Annotated in this window: 17 protein-coding genes and 1 pseudogene; 13 read left to right on the plus strand and 5 right to left on the minus strand. The window is 64.6% G+C overall.

Annotation, left to right across the window (positions count from 1 at the left end):
- Window positions 1–26 precede the first annotated feature (26 nt).
- Window positions 27–1,172: a GNAT family N-acetyltransferase gene (locus tag A6A05_RS21780; RefSeq protein ID WP_245644235.1), complete on the plus strand. Its 1,146-nt coding sequence runs from the start codon at window positions 27–29 to the stop codon at window positions 1,170–1,172.
- Between the two features lie 11 nt (window positions 1,173–1,183).
- On the opposite strand, the pseudogene A6A05_RS08755 reads toward A6A05_RS21780, so the two are convergent.
- Window positions 1,184–2,338 (minus strand): annotated as a pseudogene (locus tag A6A05_RS08755) (putative O-glycosylation ligase, exosortase A system-associated); the annotation flags it as partial.
- A gap of 96 nt (window positions 2,339–2,434) precedes the next feature.
- Between A6A05_RS08755 and A6A05_RS21485 the strand changes: the two are divergent.
- From A6A05_RS21485 to A6A05_RS08765, 3 genes are read left to right on the plus strand one after another with little or no spacing between them, the layout of a single operon-like run.
- Entirely contained in the window at window positions 2,435–2,587 is a 153-nt protein-coding gene (locus A6A05_RS21485; protein WP_156520972.1) for a hypothetical protein, read from the plus strand.
- Window positions 2,584–3,615 (plus strand): polysaccharide deacetylase family protein, encoded by a 1,032-nt coding sequence (locus A6A05_RS08760; RefSeq protein ID WP_068499478.1) that lies wholly within the window; start codon window positions 2,584–2,586, stop codon window positions 3,613–3,615. The genes A6A05_RS21485 and A6A05_RS08760 overlap by 4 nt, the downstream gene beginning before the upstream one ends.
- A complete protein-coding gene (locus A6A05_RS08765; RefSeq protein WP_068499480.1) occupies window positions 3,602–5,104 on the plus strand; it encodes an oligosaccharide flippase family protein in 1,503 nt (500 codons plus the stop codon). Before A6A05_RS08760 ends, A6A05_RS08765 begins: the two co-directional genes overlap by 14 nt.
- On the opposite strand, the gene A6A05_RS08770 is transcribed toward A6A05_RS08765, so the two are convergent.
- From A6A05_RS08770 to xrtA, 3 genes are read right to left on the minus strand one after another with little or no spacing between them, the layout of a single operon-like run.
- Window positions 5,074–5,856, minus strand: coding sequence for a YdcF family protein (locus tag A6A05_RS08770; protein WP_068499482.1), 783 nt, complete (start codon window positions 5,854–5,856; stop codon window positions 5,074–5,076). The genes A6A05_RS08765 and A6A05_RS08770 overlap by 31 nt on opposite strands.
- A complete protein-coding gene (locus tag A6A05_RS08775; RefSeq protein ID WP_068499484.1) occupies window positions 5,849–7,783 on the minus strand; it encodes an XrtA/PEP-CTERM system amidotransferase in 1,935 nt (644 codons plus the stop codon). Before A6A05_RS08775 ends, A6A05_RS08770 begins: the two co-directional genes overlap by 8 nt.
- The gene (gene xrtA / locus A6A05_RS08780; protein ID WP_068499486.1) at window positions 7,783–9,228 is read right to left on the minus strand and encodes an exosortase A; all 1,446 of its coding nucleotides are present in this window, start codon (window positions 9,226–9,228) and stop codon (window positions 7,783–7,785) included. The genes A6A05_RS08775 and xrtA overlap by 1 nt, the downstream gene beginning before the upstream one ends.
- Window positions 9,229–9,451: 223 nt before the next feature.
- Here xrtA and A6A05_RS08785 point away from each other — a divergent pair, with 223 nt between their 5' ends.
- The 9 genes from A6A05_RS08785 to pgmG all read left to right on the plus strand — a co-directional run bounded on the left by A6A05_RS08785 (window position 9,452) and on the right by pgmG (window position 20,481).
- Complete coding sequence (locus A6A05_RS08785) at window positions 9,452–10,663, plus strand: TIGR03087 family PEP-CTERM/XrtA system glycosyltransferase (protein ID WP_068499488.1); 1,212 nt, start codon at window positions 9,452–9,454, stop codon at window positions 10,661–10,663.
- Window positions 10,664–10,783: 120 nt separating this feature from the next.
- Window positions 10,784–11,407: an XrtA/PEP-CTERM system exopolysaccharide export protein gene (locus A6A05_RS08790; RefSeq protein WP_068499490.1), complete on the plus strand. Its 624-nt coding sequence runs from the start codon at window positions 10,784–10,786 to the stop codon at window positions 11,405–11,407.
- A 58-nt stretch (window positions 11,408–11,465) separates the two neighbouring features.
- Window positions 11,466–13,097: an XrtA system polysaccharide chain length determinant gene (locus A6A05_RS08795; protein WP_068499492.1), complete on the plus strand. Its 1,632-nt coding sequence runs from the start codon at window positions 11,466–11,468 to the stop codon at window positions 13,095–13,097.
- Window positions 13,087–13,974 carry a P-loop NTPase family protein gene (locus tag A6A05_RS08800; RefSeq protein ID WP_082910821.1) on the plus strand — a complete coding sequence of 296 codons (888 nt, stop codon included), beginning with the start codon at window positions 13,087–13,089 and terminating at the stop codon, window positions 13,972–13,974. The genes A6A05_RS08795 and A6A05_RS08800 overlap by 11 nt, the downstream gene beginning before the upstream one ends.
- 65 nt (window positions 13,975–14,039) lie before the next feature.
- Entirely contained in the window at window positions 14,040–15,740 is a 1,701-nt protein-coding gene (locus A6A05_RS08805; RefSeq protein WP_068499493.1) for a TIGR03016 family PEP-CTERM system-associated outer membrane protein, read from the plus strand.
- A gap of 7 nt (window positions 15,741–15,747) precedes the next feature.
- Window positions 15,748–16,746, plus strand: a complete 999-nt coding sequence (locus A6A05_RS08810; protein WP_068499494.1) for an XrtA/PEP-CTERM system-associated ATPase — start codon at window positions 15,748–15,750, stop codon at window positions 16,744–16,746.
- Between the two features lie 9 nt (window positions 16,747–16,755).
- Complete coding sequence (locus A6A05_RS08815) at window positions 16,756–17,652, plus strand: XrtA system polysaccharide deacetylase (protein WP_068499495.1); 897 nt, start codon at window positions 16,756–16,758, stop codon at window positions 17,650–17,652.
- Window positions 17,653–17,671: 19 nt separating this feature from the next.
- Window positions 17,672–18,715: a FemAB family XrtA/PEP-CTERM system-associated protein gene (locus A6A05_RS08820; protein ID WP_068499496.1), complete on the plus strand. Its 1,044-nt coding sequence runs from the start codon at window positions 17,672–17,674 to the stop codon at window positions 18,713–18,715.
- A gap of 389 nt (window positions 18,716–19,104) precedes the next feature.
- Entirely contained in the window at window positions 19,105–20,481 is a 1,377-nt protein-coding gene (gene pgmG / locus A6A05_RS08825) for a phosphoglucomutase/phosphomannomutase PgmG (RefSeq protein ID WP_068499497.1), read from the plus strand.
- Window positions 20,482–20,484: 3 nt separating this feature from the next.
- Here the strand turns inward: pgmG and A6A05_RS22105 are convergent, their stop codons facing one another.
- The gene (locus A6A05_RS22105; protein WP_172822243.1) at window positions 20,485–21,810 is read right to left on the minus strand and encodes a diguanylate cyclase domain-containing protein; all 1,326 of its coding nucleotides are present in this window, start codon (window positions 21,808–21,810) and stop codon (window positions 20,485–20,487) included.
- Window positions 21,811–21,925 lie beyond the last annotated feature (115 nt).

Raw genomic sequence — 21,925 nt, forward strand, 5'->3', positions numbered from 1 at the left:
ATTGCTGGTGAGCAAAGATGAGTTGTGTGGCCACGTTCACTCCCGGCCCGGTGCCACCCGGATTAGAGGAGGAGTGGCGGGACCTGGAAAGCAAATCCTCGGGCTCGGCCTTCCTGTCCTGGCCGTGGATTGCCGCGACAGGGATCGCCCAGGAGGCGGACACGGTGCTGGTCCGGGTCAGGGACGACGGACGGACCATCGGCCTCGGCTTGTTGGGAATGGGGCACAGCCGGCTTTTCGCGCTACGGCCGCCCGCCCTGCATCTCAATGAATCCGGTTATCCGGCACGCGACCGGATCATGACGGAATATAACGGGCTGCTGACGTTGGCCGGCAGGGAAAGCGAAGCCGCCTGGGCCTTGCTGGCCGCCATGAAGACAGACAAGAGCTGTGGGAAACGGGATCTGGCCCTGTCGGGCGTCGCCGGCCACTGGCGCCCGCTGTGCCATGGCCTGGGGCTGGCGACATGTCTGCTGCGCCCACCGCAATCCGCCCCCTTCGCCGCCCTGCAAATTCGGCCCGAACACGATCTGCTGGCCGCCATGACGCGAAACAGCCGCCAGCAGATTCGCCGGTCCATGCGCCACTACGAAGCCCATTCGCCACTGATCCTGGACCGGGCGAGCGACGCCGCGCAGGCGCTTGAGTGGCTGGACCGGCTCGAGGCGCTGCATACCCGTTCGTGGCGCCAACGCGGCAAGGCCGGCGCGTTTGCCGATCCCGCCTTCGGGGATTTCCACCGCCGCCTGATCTCGACCGGCTTTCACGAGGGGGTGACGGACCTTTTGCGCATCCAGAGCGGCGGCGAGGTCATCGGCTATCTCTATAACCTGCGCTGGCGGGGCGTGGCCTATGCCTACCAGAGCGGTTTTCGCTTCGATGACCACGCCCAGGCTCGGCCGGGCCTGGTGGCCCATGTCCTGGCCATGCAGCTTTATCGCGGCGAAGGCCTGACCACCTATCGTTTCCTGGCCGGCCAATCCCGCTACAAGACCAGCCTGGCCTCGGGGCAGGACGAGTTGGCGTGGATCCTGGCCTATCGGCCCGGTCCGCTGCGCTGGCTGGCGAGCATCGCCGAACGCACCATCGGCGCCATCGGCGCGATCGCAGCCCGCTCGACCATGCCGCGCAGGATCGAGGAAAAGGCCTGCAGCAACAAGAAGCCGTCGTAATAGGCCATGGACAGCGCCGCCCCACCCACATAGAAGCCGACCAGGCTGACCTCGACCATCGAGGCGAGATCGCCCGCCCATGCCAGTTCCGGCCGCCCGCGACAATGCTTGATCACCATGCGCGTGTTGCGCACCGACAGCAAGGCGATCAGCAGATACAGGAACAAGGCGGGAAAGCCGTGCTCGCCCAGGACCTGGAAATAGATGCTGTGCGCCGCATGGGTCTCGGCATTGGGGAAATAGTAATTATAAACCATCTTCAGCTGCGGCCCGGCGAACCCCGCCCCCAGCGGGAAATGGTCGGTGGCGAAGTTGGTGGCCACTTTCCAGGCGGTCAGCCGCCCCTGGAAGGATTCGTCGGTCTGGGCCCCGTCGATGGACTGGACGCGATCGAAGAAGGCCGGCGGCATGACCAGCACGGCCCCGGCCACCAGCACGGCCGCGACCACCAGTTGGACCACCTTGCGCCCGCTGCGCAGCCAGAAGAACCCGGCCACCACCGCCAAGGCGATCAGCCCGCCCCGGGAATAGCTGCCCAGGACGGTGGCGATCTGCAGCGGAAAGGTCAGGCCGATACCGATGCGCAGCCAACGGTTCCTGGTATGGAGGAACAGGTAATAGGCCAGCGGCAATGTCATCACCACCGCCAGCGCCAGATGATTGTTGTCGCGAATGATGGTGTTGTCGGGCCCGTAGACGTGATAGGCGCCCCCCTTGAGCAGGGTGAACACCCCGCCCTTGGCGCCAAAGAAGCCGATCGAGATGACCATGACCCAGACCATGGCGTGCAGCCTGGCCTTGCTGTCGATCATCGCCAGGCACAGAAAGATAAAGGCATAAATCTTGACGACGCGCCCCCACAGCGGCCACGACCAGTCGGGATCAACGGCGAACAGCGAATCGAAGCTCATCCAGATGACCAGGGCGACCATCAGCCACGGCAGACCATCCCCCGGCCATCGCCGGCTCCCGCCCGACAGCAACCACGCCGCCCCGGTGACCACGGCCACACCGAAATTGAACGGCCAGCCCAGGGCGAAGCCATAGACCATCATGTGGGGATTCATGATGGTGAGCCACCCCCAGGTCAGCGTCCCGGCATAGGGATAGCGCAACGCCACTCCCAAGAAAAATATAATTGCCACAAGAAGCACGATGTCCCGCATGAAATCTGTTATATATCCAAACAAGCCTACCAGATAACTTATTCATCACCTGGTATCGTGAGTATTTTCCGCAACTGATGCAGTATGGATACTCATATGGAAGGCTTCATACTTCTTCTGTCGATTGTCGGCATCGGAATCGTCATCTTGTGGGCCCGACGCAATGACAAGGTCCCGCTGGATGGCGAGACCACCGGATTGCTGGCCATGGGGACGGCAGGGCCAAAACGCAAGCGAGAGCGTGAATGAAACCAGACGAAACCCGACTGGCCTTCCCGGCGCCGGATCGCTTCATCCACTTTCCGGTCGACAGCCCGCCCCTGCTGCTGGTCATCGTCGATGCCGAAGAGGAGTTCGACTGGACCAGCTATCGCCGCACCGCCGTCAGCGTCGACAACATCGCCCGGCAGATCCTGGCGCAGGAGGTGCTGGACCGCTTCGGCGTGGTTCCGACCTATATGGTCGATTATCCGGTGGCATCGCAGGACCAAGGAATCCGTCCCCTGGCCGAGTTTCTCGCCGACGGGCGGTGCCGGATCGGCGCGCAGTTGCATTCGTGGGTCACGCCGCCGTTCGACGAGGAAATTTCCCCTCACACCTCGTTCGCCGGCAACCTGCCCCAGGCGCTGGAAAGCGCCAAGATCAAGCGACTGACCACCGCCATCGAAACCAGCTTCGGGGTGCGCCCCACCATCTACCGCGCCGGCCGCTACGGCTTTGGCCGCAACACGGCTGCCGCACTGTGCACGCACGGCTACAACATCGATTGCAGCGTCCTGCCCTGGGTCAATCTTCAACCGCGCCACGGCCCCGATTTCAGCGCCTTCGGCCCCGATCCGTTCTGGCTGGACCCCGACCGCAGCCTGCTGGAGCTGCCGCTGACGGCAGGAATGGTGGGGCTGATGGATCGCCTGGGCCTGGCCGAGACGGTCTATCCATGGACGACCTCGCCATTGGCGGCCAGGTTGCGCCTGCCGGCGGTGATGTCGCGCCTGCGCCTGCTGGACCGCATCCCGCTCACCCCGGAAGGCACCACCCTGGCCGAGGCCAAACGGGTCACCCGCTGGCTGGCCGCCGCCGGCCATCGCCTGTTCTCGGTTTCCTATCACAGTTCATCGCTGCTGGTCGGCGGCACGCCCTATGTCCGCAACCAGGCCGACCTGACCGCCCTGCTGGATTGGCTTCAGGGCTATCTGGACTTCTTCTTCGACGAGATGGCGGGCAAGGCGGCCACGCCGCAGGACATCCGCAGCCGGGCCCTCGATGGACCCGGCTGACACCGGCACCGTCGGTCGGGCCATGGTCCGCGGCACGCTGTGGATGGTGTCGATGCGTTGGGTCATCCGGCTGATCGGCCTGGTCAACACCGCCATCCTCGCCCGCCTGCTCAGCCCCACCGATTTCGGGCTGGTCGCCGTGGCGATGATCGCCGTCGATCTGATCATCACCATCACCGACGGCGATATCGAGATGGCGCTGGTGCGCGCCGCCGACGCGCCTGCCGAATTGCTGCACACCGGCTGGACCTTGAAGATCATCGCCGGCATCGTCGCCTGGGGTCTGGTCACCGCCCTGGCCGTGCCGGTCTCGATCCATTTCGGCGACCCGCGCATCGCCGACATCTTGCGCATCGTAGCCCTTCGGCCGCTGATCCTGGGCTTCGAAAGCATCGGAATCATCTGGTTCCGCCGCACTTTGAATTTCGCCATGGAGTTCCGCTATCTGGTCGGACAGCGGGTGCTGAGCTTCCTGTCCGGCATCGCGCTGGTCCTGGTCTTGCGCGATTATTCCGCCCTGGCCTGGTCGATGCCGGCCCAGGCTTTGGTAACCGTGGCGCTGAGCCATGCCATCGCCCCGGCGACGCCGGGCCTGCGCCTGAGCCTGTCCTGCTGGCGCGATTTCTGGCAGTTCTCACGCTGGCAGATTCTGTTCAACGCCGCCCGGCTGGCCGGCGAACGCTGCGACCCGCTGGTGATCAGCCGGCTGGGCACCCTGGGCGAGACCGGCCTTTATGTGGTCGGCTTCGACCTGGCGATGATGCCGACGCGCGAGATCATGCTGCCGGCAGGACGCGCGCTGATGCCGACCTATGCCCGGGTCGCCCATGATGCCAAGGCGTTGGCAGGCAGCTTTCGCCTGGTCCTGGGGTTCGCCGCCATCATCGCCTGCGCCGTCGGCGTCGGCATGTCGGTCATCGCCGAGGATGCGGTCCTTGTGGTGTTGGGCGAGCAATGGCGGGGCGCCATTCCCTTCGTCCGTTGGCTGGGCATCTTCGGCGCCCTGGAAGGGGTGTGGCTGATGCTGGACCCGGTGCTGATCGCCAGCGGTCGGGAACGGACCTTGGCCTTCGCCAACCTGGCCTTCGCCGTCATCGCCGTCATCGCCGTCACCGCCGCCGCCACTGTGCTGGGCATCGACGCCATTCCGGCCGCGCGCATCGCGGTGATGGTGGCTGTCCTGGCCGGCATCTTCGTCCGCATCCTGGCCTGGAAGTGGATTTCCCCGGCGGAGCTGGCGTCGATCCTGTGGCGTCCGGTGGCCGCTGCGGCGGGGATGGCGGCGGCCATCACCCTGCTGCACCCCGACAGCCTGTCATCGCCTCTGGCCGGAATGGCCGTGGATATCGCCCTCGGCGCCGCGGTCTATCCGGCGCTCCTGCTGGGCTTATGGCGGCTGTCCGGATGCCCCGGGGGGCCTGAGTCCGCCTTGCTAGGCACAGCCCTGGCCCGCTGGCGTCACAGAAGGACGCCCGGGCCTGACGGATAGGCCATGCGATAAAAGGCCTGCCCCAGTATCTCGTGAAAGGCGAGATAGCTGTTCTGCATCGCCCTGGCCGAGGGCAGGAATTCGCGGACCCATTCGCCGACACGGCCGCCCCGACCGGATCGATCGACCGTGAAGGCGGTCGGGGCCGCCATCACGGTCAGTCCCGCCCCCTCGAACACCCGCTTAGCCCGGGGCATGTGCCAGGCATGGGTGACCAGGATGACCCAGGAAATCCCGTCGGCCTTCAAGATGGCGGAAGCCCGCACGGCATTCTCGTGGGTATCCTGGGACAGCCCCTCGACCCAGGATACCGGCACCTGGAAATCCTCGGTCAAGGAACGCTGCATGACCGATGCCAGACTGAAGAATTGGCCAGATGGCACGCCGCCGCCGACCAGGACCGGCAATCCGGTGGCCCGGTGCACCACCGCGCCGTAACGCAGACGCTCCAGGGTCATCGAGCCGGGGGACGGCGCGACATATTCAGGCGTCGATCTGGCCTCGGCGCTCAGGATGACGATCGCCCCGCCGCCGTCCGGCCACGGCTCGTCCACCGCCATCGGCGGAATGACTTCCAAGGCGGCCAGGATGCCGTCGCCGACCGCAGGGGTGGACAACAGATAAAGCAGGAACAGGGCGGCCACGGCCAGCCGCCGCATCACCGCGCCGGCCCGCCACAACATCAGTCCGACGACCGCGAAGATCAGAAGCGATGCTGGCGGCAGAATGATCGTTTTGAGGATCTCATACATGGTAGCCGTTGACCTCGCCCGGTTGACGAAGCGGCACTTGGGCCGCGTGGGACAAAAACGCCTCGAACATCAGCAGCAGCCACAGCGCCGCCGAATGGTCATGGCGACCGGACGCGTGCTGGCCGACCAGCCGGCGCACCTCGTCCATGTCGAAGATTCCGCTACCCTCCAGGGTCCGCCCGGCCGCCATGGCCTGCAGGCGGGGCAGCAGCGCCCCGCGGAACCACCGCGCCAACGGCATCGAAAACCCCTGCTTGGGACGATAGAGCAGATCGGAATCGACCAAGGGCTCGACGGCGCGCTTCAGCACCGCCTTGCCCTCGCCGCCCTTCAGCTTCAGATCGGGGGCCAGTCCGGCGCTCCACTCGGCCAGCCGGCAATCAAGAAGCGGCGCGCGCACTTCCAGCGAATGGGCCATGCTGGCCCGATCGACCTTGACCAGAATGCCACCCGGCAGCCAGGTCTTCATATCCAGATACTGCACCTGCAGCACCGCATCGTCGGTATCGGCCCGGCGCATATGCCCGCGCAGCACCTCGACGGCGCCATAGCCCTGGAGGTCGCGGCGAAAGGCGGGGCTGAACAGCCGCGCCCGGCCGGCATCATCGATCGCCGATACCGCCTGGAAATATCCGTCGCAGGTCTCGAGCGCCAGTTCCTGGAAGGTGGTCCTGGCGCGAAACCGGCGCGGCGCCCAATCGGCCTTGGGATAGGCGCGGCCAAGAAAGCCGAACAACGGTCGGCGGATGGCGGCAGGGATCAGGCGGCGCGCCGCTTCGGTCCGGGCATGCAGGGCGTAGCGCCGATAGCCGGCGAACAATTCGTCGCCGCCATCCCCCGACAGCGCCACCGTGACCCGCTGGCGGGCCAGGGCGCAGACCCGGTAGGTGGGCATGGCCGAACTGTCGCCGAACGGTTCGTCATAGATTTCCGCCAGCCGGTCCAGCAGCGAGAAATCATCGGTGCCGACCGTTCGGCTGTGATGGTCGGTGGCGTATCGCCGGGCCATGCGCAGCGCATAGGCGCTTTCGTCGAAGCGGGCGTCGTCGAAGGCGATCGAGAACGTCTTGACCGGCTCGGCGGTCAGGCCGGCCATCACCGCGACCACCGCGCTGGAATCCACGCCCCCCGACAGGAAGGCCCCCAGCGGCACTTCGGACACCAGCCGCAGGCGGGTCGCCTCGGTCAGGCGCTCGATCAACTCAGCCCTGGCCTGGTCCATGTCGGTCACGGCCGGCCGATGGAAACCCAGATCCCAGAAGGGCTGGATCCGGGGGCTGGCCTCGCCGCGCCGCCACACCAGGAGGTGGGCGGCCGGCAACTTCCTGACCGCGCGATAGATCGAGCGCGGATCGGGGATGTAGCCGAAGGCGAAATAATCCTCGACGGCCAGCGGATCGAGATCGCGGGGCACTGCCGGACAGGCCAGCAGCGCCTTCAGTTCCGACCCGAATACCAGCATCCCGTCGGCGAGCGCGCCGTAATATAGCGGCTTCTTGCCCAGGTGATCGCGGGCCAGGACCAGGGTCTGTCGGTCCTCGTCCCACAGGGCGAAGGCGAACATGCCGCGAAACCGCCGGACCGAATCCTCGCCCCACTGCTCCCAGGCATGGACGATGACCTCGGTATCGCTGTGGGTGCGAAAGACATGGCCCAGGGACTGGAGCTCGACGGCCAGGTCATGGAAATTGTAGATCTCGCCATTGAAGACCACCACCACCCGACCGTCTTCGTTGTAAAGCGGCTGATGGCCGCCGCCGACATCGATGATCGCCAGGCGGCGATGTCCCAGGCCGATTCCCGGTCCGACATGCTCGCCCCGGCCGTCGGGGCCGCGATGGGCTAAGGAATCGGTCATCCGCCGCAGGGTGGCGCCGTCGATTTCGCGACAGCCCCGGCTATCGAACAGGCCGGCCAATCCACACATCAGCGCCCCCGCCCGGACAAGGTGTCGAAGGCCGCCGACTGTCCCGACAGGAAATCGTGCAGCGCCTCGGCTGCCGCCGCTTCGCCCGAATCCGCCGAGGTTGCGGCCATCACCAGCACCGCGTGGCGGTGCCCGGCCAGTTCCGCCTTCAGGTCGGCAAGGGCGACCGGCCAGCCCGGTCGGTGCCAGCCATCGCCGGTCCAGAACAGCGACCAGATCACCCGGCGACGATGCCCATTGGCCTCGAGGTCCTTCTGAACCGGAACCTGCAGGCCGCCGATCGGTTCGGCCGCGACCTGTCGGGCGATGCGGGTCCACCCGTCGCCGGCACCGACCCAACGCTCGACGCCCACCAGCTTGCCCCGCCGGACCGGCCGGTCCAGTGCGGCCATGACGAAATGAATCCGATGGCCATTCCCGCCGCAATCGATGGCCGCCAGGCTATCGACCTCGGCGACATCGGCCGACCATTCCGGGTCGGCAGCCAATTTTCCCAGCACCCCGCAGGACAGGACCGGCAAGGCGAGGGCCGCCCGCGCCTCGGCCGACCACATCACCCACACCAGGGCCGGGGCCAAAATCACCAGCACCGCCGCGACGGCGGTTGCCGAAAGGATTGCGGCACGGGGCGCCGAACGCTCACGCGGCGGGATTTTTCCGGGGCCATGGTCCTGGCGCCATCGCACCCCCAAGGCCATGCCGCCCAGCAGCAGCACCGAAAAGAAAGCCCAGCCATAAAGGATGTGGTCGTCGGCGATGTTGCCGACATCTTCGATCAGGTGGGCGATGGCGATGATCAGGAAAACCCGCAAGGCATTGCCGGCCACCGCCAGCACCACCATCCCCAGCACGAAGGCCAGCCGCCGCCCCCAGGTCCGGTAAACCAGTTCGGCATAGGCCAGCGCGGTGGCCAGCGCGGCCAGCACGAAATTGAGCCCGGCGCAGCCCGGCGCGACCAGGTAGGTCCCGGACGCCACCTCGATGGTCAGTCCGTCGAGGAAATTGTCGATGCCGACCAGTTCCAGCAATCGGGCCGCCGCATGGGCGGTGAAGGATTGCAGCATCGGCACCAGGAATTCCCCGCTGGGCACCAGAAGCCACAGATAGCCGAACGGCAGCAGCAGCAGCCCATAGAGGCGCCAGCCCAACTGGGTCAGCAGAACGCCCTGGATCATGCCGACGATGGCGAATTGCGCGGCCTCGGCCACACCCGACAGGGTGGACAGCACCCAGACCCCGCCGAAGGCCAGGATGATGGCGCCGCCCCACAGGGTCGGTCGCGGCGAAAATCCGCGCAGTTCCGCCCGCTTGGCCCACAGCATGAAGGCGAAGACCGGCAAAATAAGGAGTCCGTGGCTATAGGCGCTGGAACTCAGCCACAACCCGACCGCTGCACGCACGTCCCCCCGGAACAGGACCACGATCAACAGGAAGACCAGGCACACGCCCCCAACCGCCAAAGACCATGTCCGGCCATCGACAACCTGACTTGCGTCACCGCCCTCACGGGTGCCAGGACCACTCGGCAAATCACGACAATCTTTCATGCAGACCACACCAAGCACTGACAAGGTTTTGTTCATCTGAGTACATATACTCATATGGGCGTTAGTAGTGTGCGTACATTTTTTTATATACAAACAATCCATTGATGTAACAATTTTCACCATGAACCATTTATTGCTACTTTGCCAGCGGATACCTTACCCCCCCAACAAGGGGGATAAGCTCCGGTCGTTCTCGATCCTGAAGCACCTGTCCAAATCGTGGCGGGTCCATCTGGGCTGTTTCATCGATGCCCCCGAGGACTGGGACTATGTCGATGATCTGCGCCCCTATTGCCTGGACATCTGCTGCATCGGCCTGAACCGGCGCAGCGCCAAGCTGCGCAGTCTGTCGGGGCTGTTCAACGGCACCTCGATGAGCGAGCCCTACTTCCGCAGCCGGCGTTTGCAGGCATGGGTCGATAGCGTCTTGCTCAACCTTCGCCCGCCCGCCGCCTTTCTGTATTCCTCGGTCATGGGGCAATATCTGCGCCCCGACGCGCCCTATCGCCCCGAGCGGGTGGTGATGGATTTCGTCGATGTCGATTCCGACAAATGGCGCCAGTATGCGGACATGCGCCCATGGCCGCTCAGTTGGGTGTTCGAGCGGGAAAGCCGCTATCTTCTGGCCTACGACGCCCAAATCGCCGCTGCAGTCGATGCTTGCGTCTTCGTCTCGTCCGCCGAGGCGGCGTTGTTTCGCGATCTGGTTCCGGCAGCCTCTGCCAAGACCGTCACAATTTCCAACGGTGTCGATACCGACTTCTTCGCCCCCGACGCCGCACGGCCAAATCCGTTCCCCCCGGGAACGCGCCCCGTGGTGTTCACCGGGGCAATGGATTACTGGCCGAACGAGGACGCCGTCACCTGGTTCGCCGAAAGCATGCTCCCGACCATTCGCCGCTCGGTGCCGGACGCGGCGTTCTTCATCGTCGGCAGCAATCCGACCGCCCGGGTCAATCGCCTGAGGGCCCTGCCCGGCGTCACCGTCACCGGCCGCGTGGCGGACATCCGCCCCTATCTGGCCCATGCGGCGGTCTGCGTCGCCCCGATGCGGGTGGCGCGCGGCATTCAGAACAAGGTGCTGGAAGGCATGGCAATGGCCAAGGTGGTGATCACCACCGGACCCGGCTACGAGGGCATCGACGCCGTAGCCGGGCGCGATCTGTTGCTTGCCGACAATACCGCCACCTTCATCTCGGCGACGGTGAAGGCCCTGAACGACCCGGCCGGGTCCTCGATCGGCGAGGCGGCCAGGCGCCGCATCCTCGGCTCCTATGACTGGGACGACAAACTGGCGGCGCTGGAACGCCTGCTCGTTCCGGTCAAAGGATGAGGTGCGGCAACCGGCGCATGAGTAGTTTCCGACCCTGGCCGCCATCAAGGGCGGGCGCTTATCGTCGCTGCCTGCGGGCCGCCGGGCTGATTTCTTGTTCGCACCAAAGGGGGCCACACCATGATCGCGCGCAACATCTTCGCCGCGGCAAGCGTCTTGATCGCCACCGCGTTGCTGGCCGCCTGCTCGGTTCCGGGTCCCGACGCCCCAGCCACGATCTCGCCGGGATCGGCCGTCACCAGGGACTACACCATCGGCCCCGGCGATCAGCTGCAGGTCTTCGTGTGGCGCAGTCCCGAATTGTCCACAATGGTCCGGGTCCGCCCGGACGGACGCATCTCGGTCCCGCTGATCGACGATCTGGCGGTCGAAGGCAAGACACCCTCGGCAGTGGGGCGCGAGATCGAGCAGAAGCTGTCGGAATTCGTCAAGGGGACGGTGGTCACGGTGATGATGACCGATTTCGTCGGACCGCTGGACCGCCAGATCCGCGTCATCGGCGAAGCATCCAAACCGCAATCGATCAGCTATCGCAACGGCATCACCGTGCTGGACGTCATCATCTTGTCCGGTGGCCTGACCCAGTATGCCGCCGGCAACCGGGCGTCGATCGTGCGAGCCGTCGATGGTCGAAGAATGATTTACCGGGTCCGCCTGGACGATCTGCTGAACGACGGCGACATCTCGGCCAATGTGCCGGTCGCGCCGGGCGACATCCTGATCATCCCGCAAAGCTACTTCTGAGTGGACAGGACCCCGTGATCGACGCCGAACCGCTGTCGGACGGAACAAGAGGCGCCCCATGAACACCATCATTCCAGCGGCATTCTGGACCGAACTCCGGGCCTATTGGCGTCAGCGGCGGATTATCCTGGCCATCGGCTGGATCGTGTCGGTCGGCGGCTGGCTGGTGATCATCGTGCTGCCCGACCGCTACGACGCCATGACCCGCATCTATGTCGATACCGAGAACCTGCTGACGCCGCTGCTGCGCAACATCACCGTGCAGGCCGACGTGATCAAGCAGATCGAGGTCTTGCAGCGGACCTTGCTCAATCGCAAGAACATGGCCTCGGTGGCCCATTCCGCCGACCTTGATCTCGACCTGGAATCCGAGCAGGACAAGGAACGCCTTTATACCAAGCTTTCCAGGCAGATCGTCGTCAAGACCGAGGGCAACAACCTGTTCTCGGTCACCTATTCCAATTCCGATCCGCAGATGGCCAAGAAGATCGTCGAGGCCCTGCTGAACATCTTCGTCGAGACCAACCTGGGCCAGAACCGTTCGAGCATGGGCAACGCCCGCAATTTCATCGAGAACGAAATCGCCAATTACGAACGCAAACTGAAGCAGGCCGACAGCCGCCTGGCCGAGTTCAGGTCCCGCCATGTCGGCGTCCTGGCCGGCGAGGGCAACGTCAGCTTTTCGACCCGCATCGACGCCGCCCAGCGCGAGCTGACCATCGCCAAGGCGAAGGTCGAAGACATGATCGCGCTACGCGCCCTGCTGAACGCCAATCTCGCCACCATCTCGCCCTATCACGATGTGGATTCGCCGGGGTCGGTGATCATCTCGGGCGGGACGGCGACCCAGATGTCGGCCCGGGGCCGCGTCCAGCTACTGGAAACCGAGATGAACCAGTTGCAGGCCCGCTATACCGAACTGCACCCCGATGTCGTCGCCACCCGGCGCTCGCTGGAGCATGCGCGCCAGCAGGCCGAGCGCGAGGCCCTGCAGCCCAGCGACGAAAAAGGCGCGCGCGGCGGCGGACGGGGGCGTGCCTCCAATCCGCTTTACGAACAGGTCAAGCTGCGGCTGATCCAGGCGGAAGCGGATCTGGGCCAGGCGCAAAGCCGCGCCAGAATCGCCAGCGACGAGGCCAGCCGCCTGCAGACCCTGGCCGAGGGCGCCCCGGCCATCGAGGCAGAGGCGGCGGACCTGAACCGCGAATACGGCGTGATCAAGGCCAAGTACGAGGAATTGCTGGGCCGGCGCGAATCGGCCCGTCTGAGCGAGGCCGCGGAAACCAGGGGCGACAAGATCCAGTTCCGCATCATCGAGGCCCCACAGGTTCCCACCAGCCCGGCATTCCCCAACCGGCCGCTGCTGGTGACGGCGGTGCTGGTCATGGCCCTGGCCGCCGGCGGTGGCGTGGTCTTTCTCCGCCAAGCCATCGACGACACCATTGGATCGACGGCAATCCTGGCGGCGAGATTCAATCTTCGGGTCTACGGCACCATGCCCCTTGTCGACAATGTGGTCGGACGGGCGCGGCGGCGGATCGAAGTCCGCAACTTCACCTTCGCCGCCGGCGGCCTGTTCGCGGTCTATATCGTGATCCTGGCGACAGCCTTCGCCCAACAGGCATTTCCCTCGCTGCTTCGCCTGGACGTGCCCGCCATCCTGCAAAGGGTACTGAACCATGTCGGTTGATCGCCCCGACGGCGGCTCGCTTGCCGAACGCGTCGCCAGCCGTCTGGGCGGCGGCCACACGATGCCGATGCCGCCGCCCAGGATCATCGAAGCCGCCGTGCCCATCGCGGCGCCGGAAGTCGATGAGACGATCGTCCCGGTCAATCCGGGCGGCGCCTTCCTCGACATCAATTTCGCCAGATTGCAGGCCGCCGGCTTCATCACCCCCGACACCGGGCGAACCGCCAGCACCGAGGCCATCCGCGCCATCAAGCGCCAGCTGCTGAAGACCGCCTTTCCCAACGGGCGCAAGGGCGTTTCCGGTGGCAGCCACCATGACAACGTCATCATGGTCACCAGCTCCATGCCCGGCGAGGGCAAGACCTTCCTGGCCCTGAACCTGGCCATGAGCTTCTGCGCCGAACACGATCTGTACGTCTTGTTGATCGATGGTGACGGTCATCGCCGTTTCCTGGGCGACTTGCTGGGTGCCCGCGAAGGATGCGGGCTGGTCGATATCCTGGTGGACAAGACTTTGCAGGTCGGCGACCTGATCCAACGGACCAGCGTGCCGAACCTGTCGTTCGTCTCGGGCGGCAGGTCGCACCCGCACTCGGCGGAATTGCTGGCCAGCAAGCAATTCGGCCTGTTGATGCAGGAACTGGCGGCCCGCTACCCCGACCGCATCATCATCATCGACACCCCGCCGATCCTGGCCAGTACCGAAGCTGTCGTGCTGTCCGGCTATGTCGGCCAGACGCTGGTCATCGTCGAAAACGACCGCACCACGGTCAGACAGCTTCGACGAACCCTCGACATGCTGGAAGGAGCAAGAAATCTTGGCTGCATACTCAATCTGGTGCCGGAAGAAGAAAATTTTTCTGGTTACGGATATTAAAACTTTGACGGGTACGGTCGTTAATCCGACTCTTGTGTCGGATATTGCCAACCCGGGAGGCAGAATTGCGCATTAAGACGGCCGTATCGATCTCCGGCATCCTTTTGTTGGCTGCGCAGCCGACTTTGGCCCAGCAGGCCGACACGCCCCAACGCCCGACGTCCCAATTGGCGCCGCAATCGCTGCTGAATGCCGGGGCCGGAGGATATGGGGCGGCGCCGCTATTTGCCCCCTTCCCCACCGCGGGCGCCTTGCTGCCGCCGTCATTCCAGGTTCCCGACCTGAAGCCGCAAGCCGACGCGCCCCGCCCGGTGGCCGTCACCGTCAGTGCGGCCGGCCGCGAGAAATTCACCAACAACGTCTACAGGACCGCCGGCCCGACAAAGTCGGACTTCGTCACCACCGCCAATGGCACGGTCGCCGCCGATGTCGATAGCCGTCTGATCAAGGGCGGGCTGAAGTACGGCCTGGGCTACGACAAATACGCCACCTATTCCGAGATGGACGGCTTCCGCCACAACGGCATCGGGCTGTTCGACGCCGAACTGATCGATCAGCGGCTGTTCCTGGCCGCCAGGGCCAGCGTCAGCGAGCAAAGCGTCAGCCAACGGGAACATACCGGCCAGACCGGGCAGTCCACCGGCGCCGGCAGCACCTCGGCCGGCAACACCGTCCGCGTCTACACCCAAAGCATCGCGCCACGCTTCCAACAGCGCTTCGGCGATGTCGCGCTGGGGCAGATTTCCTACCACCATGACGAAACCCGTTACGAGGACGTCTCGAAGGCGCAATCCGCTTCGACCAGTTCGACGGCGGCGGTCAAGGCGGCCGATCTCGACAAAAGCGTGACCGACGGCGGCCGTCTTGAGGTCCGCAGCGGAGAATCATTCTCGCGGCTGCTGTGGGATTACACCGGCGACGTCGATCACGAGGAAACCAAAGGCCGGACCTACGACCAGGTCAGCAACACCCTGGGCGCCGAATACCGCCTATCCGGCGATTTCAGCCTGCTTGCCGCCGTCGGCAACGATTATATCCACAGCAATTCGGTCGATCTGGACAAGTATGGCGGTGTTTTCTATACCGGCGGCGTCCATTGGACGCCATCGCCCGCCACCGATCTGCGATTCGGCCTTGGCCATCGCTACGACCGCCCCAACTGGATCATCCTGGGCGCCCACTGGCTGGGTCCACGCACGGTCTTGCGCGTGTCGTCGGATTCCGGCATCACCACCGACGCGCTGTCCTTCGAGAAGGCCCTGAACGCGGTCCGCCGCGACGAGACCGGTAATTTCGTCAATCCCTTCTCGGGCTTCGAGGCCGACCCCGCCACATCGCCGTTCACCCGCTCCAATGCGATCTATTGGCAACGCAACACCGACTTCGTGCTGCGCCACGACGAAGTGCGCGACAGCTTCGCCCTGTCGGTCCGCCTGGCGGAACAGCGCATCCTGGGCGGCTATAGCGGATCGAGCACGACGACATTGGCCAGCGGATCGGCCACGTCCAAGGGGGCCAGCCTGTCGTGGCGGCACCACCTCACCCCCGCCATCAGCAGCATGGCGATGATTTCGCAGTCCGACACGATCGTCAGCGACACCACACCCGGCCGGACCACCCAAAGAAAGGGCAGCGCGGAACTCAGCTACTCCATGAACCCGACATTGTTGGGGTCCCTGGGATACAGCGTGGCGACCACGTCGCCGACACCGGCCGGGAGCATCCGCGAGGATGTCATTGCGGTCGGAATCAAGAAAACCTTCTAGCGAGTCGATGTACACGAAATATTACGGCCTGACGGATCTCCCTTTCCAGCTCACCCCCGACCCTCGCTTCTTCTTCGAGAGCACGGTCCACCGCAAAGCCATGTCGCATCTGCTGTTCGGACTGGAACAGAGCGAGGGCTTCATCGTCATCACCGGCGACGTCGGCGCCGGCAAGACCACCATCCTCAGTCATCTGCTGGCCACCCTGGATTCCTTGGCCTACGTCACCGCCAAGATCGTCAGCTCGCACCTGGCCGGCGACGACATGCTGCGCGCCGTCGCCGCCGCCTTCGACCTGCCCTTCGCCAATATCGACAAGGCGACGCTGCTGTGCCGGATCGAGGACTTCCTGATCGGCAATCATCAAGAGGGCAAGCGGACCCTGCTTCTGGTCGATGAAGCCCAGAACGTGCCGCCCCAGGCGCTGGAGGAGTTGCGGATGCTCTCCAATTTCCAGGTCGGCGCCAAGGTGCCGCTGCAAAGCTTCCTACTGGCGCAGCCGCAATTCCGGCGCACCCTGGCCAGCCCGAATCTCGAGCAGTTCCGCCAACGCATCATCGCCTCGTTCCACCTGGGTCCGATGGGGGCGGCCGAAACCAGCGAGTATGTCCGCCACCGCCTGTCCGTGGTCGGCTGGAATGACAACCCGCACTTCACCGAAGAGGCGCTGGCCGACATCTTTCTTCACACCGGCGGCGTTCCCCGCAAGATCAACACCCTGTGCTCGCGAATCATGCTGTTCGGCTTCCTCGATGAACTGCATACCGTGGATCGGGAGGTGGTCAAAAGCGTCATCGACGACCTGTCGCATGAAACCAGCCAGGTCCTGGACCGCTCGGGCGATCGAACCGAGGGGGTGATGCTTTCGAGCGATTCCACGCCGCTTCACCAGCGCCTCGCCAGCATCGAACGAACCGTCGAACGTCACGGCCGCGCCCTGAAATACTTTTCCTACGCCATCGAACGAGGGCTGCACGAAGAATCCGGCGACACCGATCCCGAATAAGGAACCGACATGCCCGGCACCAATCCAACCTATCGAACCAAATGTTTCGAGCCCCTGCGTCAGGGTGGCCGGCTGGTCAATGCCATGTCGGTGGATGTCGAGGACTATTTCCAGGTTCAGGCCTTGGCCGGGGCCATCGACCGCAAGGATTGGGACCGCCAGCCACGGCGGGTGGAAGACAACACCAACCGCATCCTTGAACTGTTCGCCCGCCACGCGGTCAAGGCCACCTTCTTCACCCTGGGCTGGATCGCCGAGCGCCATCCGACCCTGGTGCGGCGAATCGTCGCCGAAGGACACGAACTGGCCAGCCACGGCAGCGAGCACCGCCGCGCCGATCATCAGGACGCCGACAGCTTCCGCCAGGATATCCGCCGCTCCAAGGCCCTGCTGGAGGACCTGTCGGGCGTCCAGGTGTGCGGTTATCGCGCCCCCACCTTCTCGATCAGCGACCGCAATCTGTGGGCTTTCGCGATCCTTGCCGACGAAGGCTATACCTATTCGTCCAGCGTCTATCCGGTCCAGCGGGACAATTACGGAATGCCCGGCGCGCCGCGCTTCGCCTTCTTCCCCCTGGTCGGCATGGCATTCGAGGAATACCCCATCACCACCGTCCGGCTTGGCCAACGCAACCTGCCGGGCGGTGGCGGGGGATTCTTCAGGCTGCTGCCCTATACCCTTAGCCGGGCGGCGATTTCCACCGTCAATACCGGCGACGACAAGCCGGCCATTTTCTATCTGCATCCCTGGGAAATCGACCCGGGTCAACCGCGGGTCAAGCCGCTCGGCTTCAAGTCCCGGCTTCGCCACTACCTCAATCTCGGCAAGACAGCAGGGCGCCTGGATCGGCTGTTGTCCGATTTCGCCTGGGATCGCATGGACCGGGTCTTTCGCCCGGGGACATAACCACAGGGAAACCACCGACATGGCCGTCACCATCAAGGTACTGGATGATCAACAGTGGCTGGCCTGGGACCGCTTCGTCCTGGCCGAATGCCCGGATGCGACCTTCTTTCATCGCTATGGTTGGAAAAACGTCATCGAATCCGTCTATGGGCAGAAAGGGCACTATCTTTATGCCGAACGCGACGGAAGGATCGTCGGAATCCTGCCCTTGGTTCACGTCAAGAGCCGACTGTTCGGCAACCGCCTGATCTCGACCGCCTTCACCATCGGCGGCGGGGTGGCGGCGCTGGATGACGAGGCCCATGCGGCGCTCGATGCCGAAGCGGTCCGGCTGATGGAATCCCTGGGGGCCGACAGCCTGGAGCTGCGCCGACCGCCCCGCCCGCACCAAGGCGACGGCTGGCGCGCCCAGACCGAAATCTACGCCAATTTCTCGCGCCCCATCGCCGCCACCGACGAAGAATGCCTGAAGCAGATACCGCGCAAACAGCGGGCCGTGGTGCGCAAGGCCATCGACGCGCGGTTGCTGGTCGAGGAACACGAGACCGAACCCAGCCGGTTCTTCCCGCTCTACGCCTTCAGCATGCGCAACATGGGGACGCCGGTGTTCGGCCGGAGCTTCTTCACCGCCCTGATGAAGGAATTCGCCGGCAGCTGCGATTGCCTGACCGTAACCTATCAGGGAATGGCCATTTCCAGCGTCCTGAACTTCTATTTCCGCGGCTCGGTCATGCCTTATTACACCGGCTGCCTGCCCATGGCCCGCGATCTGGGCGCCAACGATTTCATGTATTGGCGCCTGATGCGCCATGCCCATGACCATGGCTTCACCATATTCGATTTCGGTCGGTCGAAAGTGGGCTCCGGACCGTTCAGCTTCAAGAAGAATTGGGGGTTCGAGCCGGATCCCATCCGCCACGAATTCAAGGTCAGGGGCGGCGGCGAGCCGGCCGAGATCAACCCGCTCAATCCCAAATACCGATTGTTCATCGCCGCATGGAAACGCTTGCCGCTTCCGGTCGCCAACCGCCTGGGGCCGCATGTGGTGCGCCATATAGGTTAGGGCGGCGCGCCTTTAATCAGAGGCGCGCTGCTCCAGCGCCCATTGAGGGCGCGGCCAAGCAAACCGGAGGTTTGCGCCCGGCGAGGGACAACCAAAAACTTAGACCATCGTGCCTCATATCTGAGGCTCGATGGTCTAACGCCTGGGTAGTTTCCGACGCTGATGGCAAGCATTGGACCCTGCCTATACTATTAATCGGATGATCTCTGGCCGGTTACGAACGAACCGAACTCCTCGAACGAAACGGCCCTGGATGATTCGGAACACGCGAAGCCCCCACGCCCTCTCGGGGGCCGACCGTGACGGCTCCCGTGGCTGGCCTACCAATGCCCCCCAATCCAGGCGGCCGGCCACGGGATAGCCGTACCCCGTGCAGGGAACACCATTGCATGCCCCATGCCTTTCATCCGTCAATTCTGCGCGAATACGACATTCGCGGGATCGTCGGACAAACCCTGTCGTGCGCCGATGCCCATGCCCTTGGCCGGACCTTCGCCAGTCTGGTGTTTGAAAATGGCGGAAAAACGGTTTGCGTCGGCCTGGATGGACGGCTCAGCTCGCCCGAGCTGGAATCGGCCCTGGTCGGCGCCCTGGTGGCATCGGGGCTGACCGTCCACCGGATCGGCATGGGGCCGACCCCGATGCTTTATTATGCCGCCCATGTGGCCGACGCCGACGGGGCGATCATGGTGACCGGATCGCACAACCCGGCAGATCATAACGGATTCAAGATCGTGCTGGCCGGCAAGCCCTTCTATGCCGATCAAATCCGCGATTTGGGCCGCCGCGCGGCGGCGGGAACCGGTCACTCCCGCGCAGGCGGCCGCGCGCTCGACATTCCGGTGATGGGCGCCTATGTCGATCGACTGCTCGAGGATTACCGCGGCCTGCGCCCGCTGACCGTCGTCTGGGATTCCGGCAACGGCGCCGCCGGCGACGTGATGACCCGATTGACGGCAGCCCTGCCGGGAACCCACATCCTGCTCAATGCCGAAATCGACGGCACCTTCCCCGCCCACCATCCCGACCCGACCGAGCCGAAAAACCTGATCCAGTTGATCGATACGGTTCGCCATCACGGCGCCGATCTTGGCATCGCCTTCGACGGCGATGGCGATCGGATCGGCGTGGTCGATTCCCTGGGCCGGATCATGTGGGGCGATCAGCTGCTGATGCTGCTGGCCGAAGACATGCTGGCGACCCGCCCCGGCGCGATGGTGCTGGCCGACGTGAAATCCAGCCAGGCGCTGTTCGATCACGTCGCCGCCCTGGGAGGCCAGCCGGTGATGTGCCCGACCGGCCATTCCCTGGTCAAGACCCGGATGGCTGAATCCGGTGCGCCGCTGGCCGGCGAGATGAGCGGCCACCTGTTCTTCGCCGACAGCTATTTCGGCTATGACGATGCCCTTTATGCCGCCATTCGCTTCGTCGGCATGGTTTCGCGCTGGCAAGACACGACGCTGGCCCAGCGATACGATCGATTGCCCAGGCTGCACAACACGCCGGAACTCCGCATCCCCTGCCCCGACGACCGCAAGTTCGACGTGGTGTCCGAGGTCAGGAACCGACTGGTCGAGGCCGGAGCCGGCATGGTCGCCATCGATGGCGTCCGGGTCACCACCCGGGATGGCTGGTGGTTGTTGCGAGCCTCGAATACCCAGGCGACCCTGGTGGCCCGCTGCGAATCGACCTCGGACGTCGGCCTGGCCCGCTTACGCCGGGCCTTGACCATCCAGTTGGCCGCCTCCGAGGTGGCGTTCCCGTGATGCTCAGCCGATCTGCGCGGAATTGAAGAAACGCATCGTGTTGCGCCCGGAGCCCTTGGCCTTGTACATCGCCAGATCGGCGTTCTTGAGCAAGGTCGTGACGGATTCCTCCTGCCCCCGGCTCAAGGCGACGCCGAAGCTGGCGGTGCACTGAAACGGAATTCCGCCCAGATCACAAGGCTGCGCAATGGCCTCGCGGATCTTCTCGCCCAACTGGGCGACCTGGGCGGCGGCCGCCGCGCCATCGGGGCTCAGATCTTCGAAAATCAACACGAACTCGTCTCCGCCCAGCCGGGCGACGGTATCGCCGGCCCGGACATTGGCCAGAATGCGTCGGGCCATTTCGACCAGAAGCTGATCGCCGATATCGTGGCCGCGCGTGTCGTTCAGGCTCTTGAAATTGTCGAGATCAAGGAAAACCACGGCGGCATGGTGTCCGGACCGGGTGGCCCCCACCAGGGCCTGGCTGATCCGGTCGTGGAGCAGGCGCCGGTTGGGCAGATTGGTAAGGGCATCGTAATAGGCAAGGTGGCGGATCACCGCCTCGGCCTCCTTGTCCTTGGTGACCTCGGAGAAGGCGCCGACATAGTGGGTGGTGGTGCCGTCGGGGGCGACGACCGCCGAGATGGTCAGCCATTCCGCATACAATTCGCCGTTTTTGCGCCTGTTCCACATCTCTCCCTGCCAATATTTTTCCTCGATCAGGGTTTGGCGAATCTGCTGATAGAAACCCTTGTCCTGCCTGCCGGAGACCAGAAGGACCCGTTTGCGCCCGATCGCTTCCTGTGCACTGAAGCCGGTCAGTCGGGTGAAGGCCCGGTTGACGCGAAGAATCACCCCGTCGGGGTCGGTGACGACCATGCCTTCGTGCGACTCGAAGGCGATGGCGGCAATACGCATCTCGACTTCGGCCTTCTTGCGCGCGGTGATGTCGGTGACCGCCAGACGGACGGCGCGATCCGCCTGGCCGCCGATGCGCAGATAATCCAGGCCGGCCTCGAAAGCGGTGCCGTCATCAAGAATCAGCGTCAGTTCGCAACTGTGCTTTCCGCCATGCTTGACGGCGTGATGGAAGTTCTTCTGCCAGCCCTCGCGGTCCTGCTGCGCGACAAGGCTGGAAAATTGCTGCTGAACAAGATCCCTGCGCTCGCGCTTCAGCAAGGCCGCCGCGGTCAGGCTCAATTCCTCGATCAGGCCGGACTTGTTCAGGGTGACGTATCCGACCGGGGCGAACTCGTACAGGTCCATATAGCGATCGCGTGACTTGACCAGATCCGCTTGGGTCTGGCGCAGGGTCTCGTTTTGCATCTCCAGTTCGATCTGATGCACCTGAAGTTCATGCAGCAGCTGATCCGGCGACAGGGCGGGCACTTTGGGGGGAGTGCGGATGAACGTCGCCTCCGCCTCGGCTCGGAGCTGCGGTGTCGTCCGATTGGCCGGAGGA

Source organism: Magnetospirillum moscoviense, assembly GCF_001650635.1.
Classification (GTDB): domain Bacteria; phylum Pseudomonadota; class Alphaproteobacteria; order Rhodospirillales; family Magnetospirillaceae; genus Magnetospirillum; species Magnetospirillum moscoviense.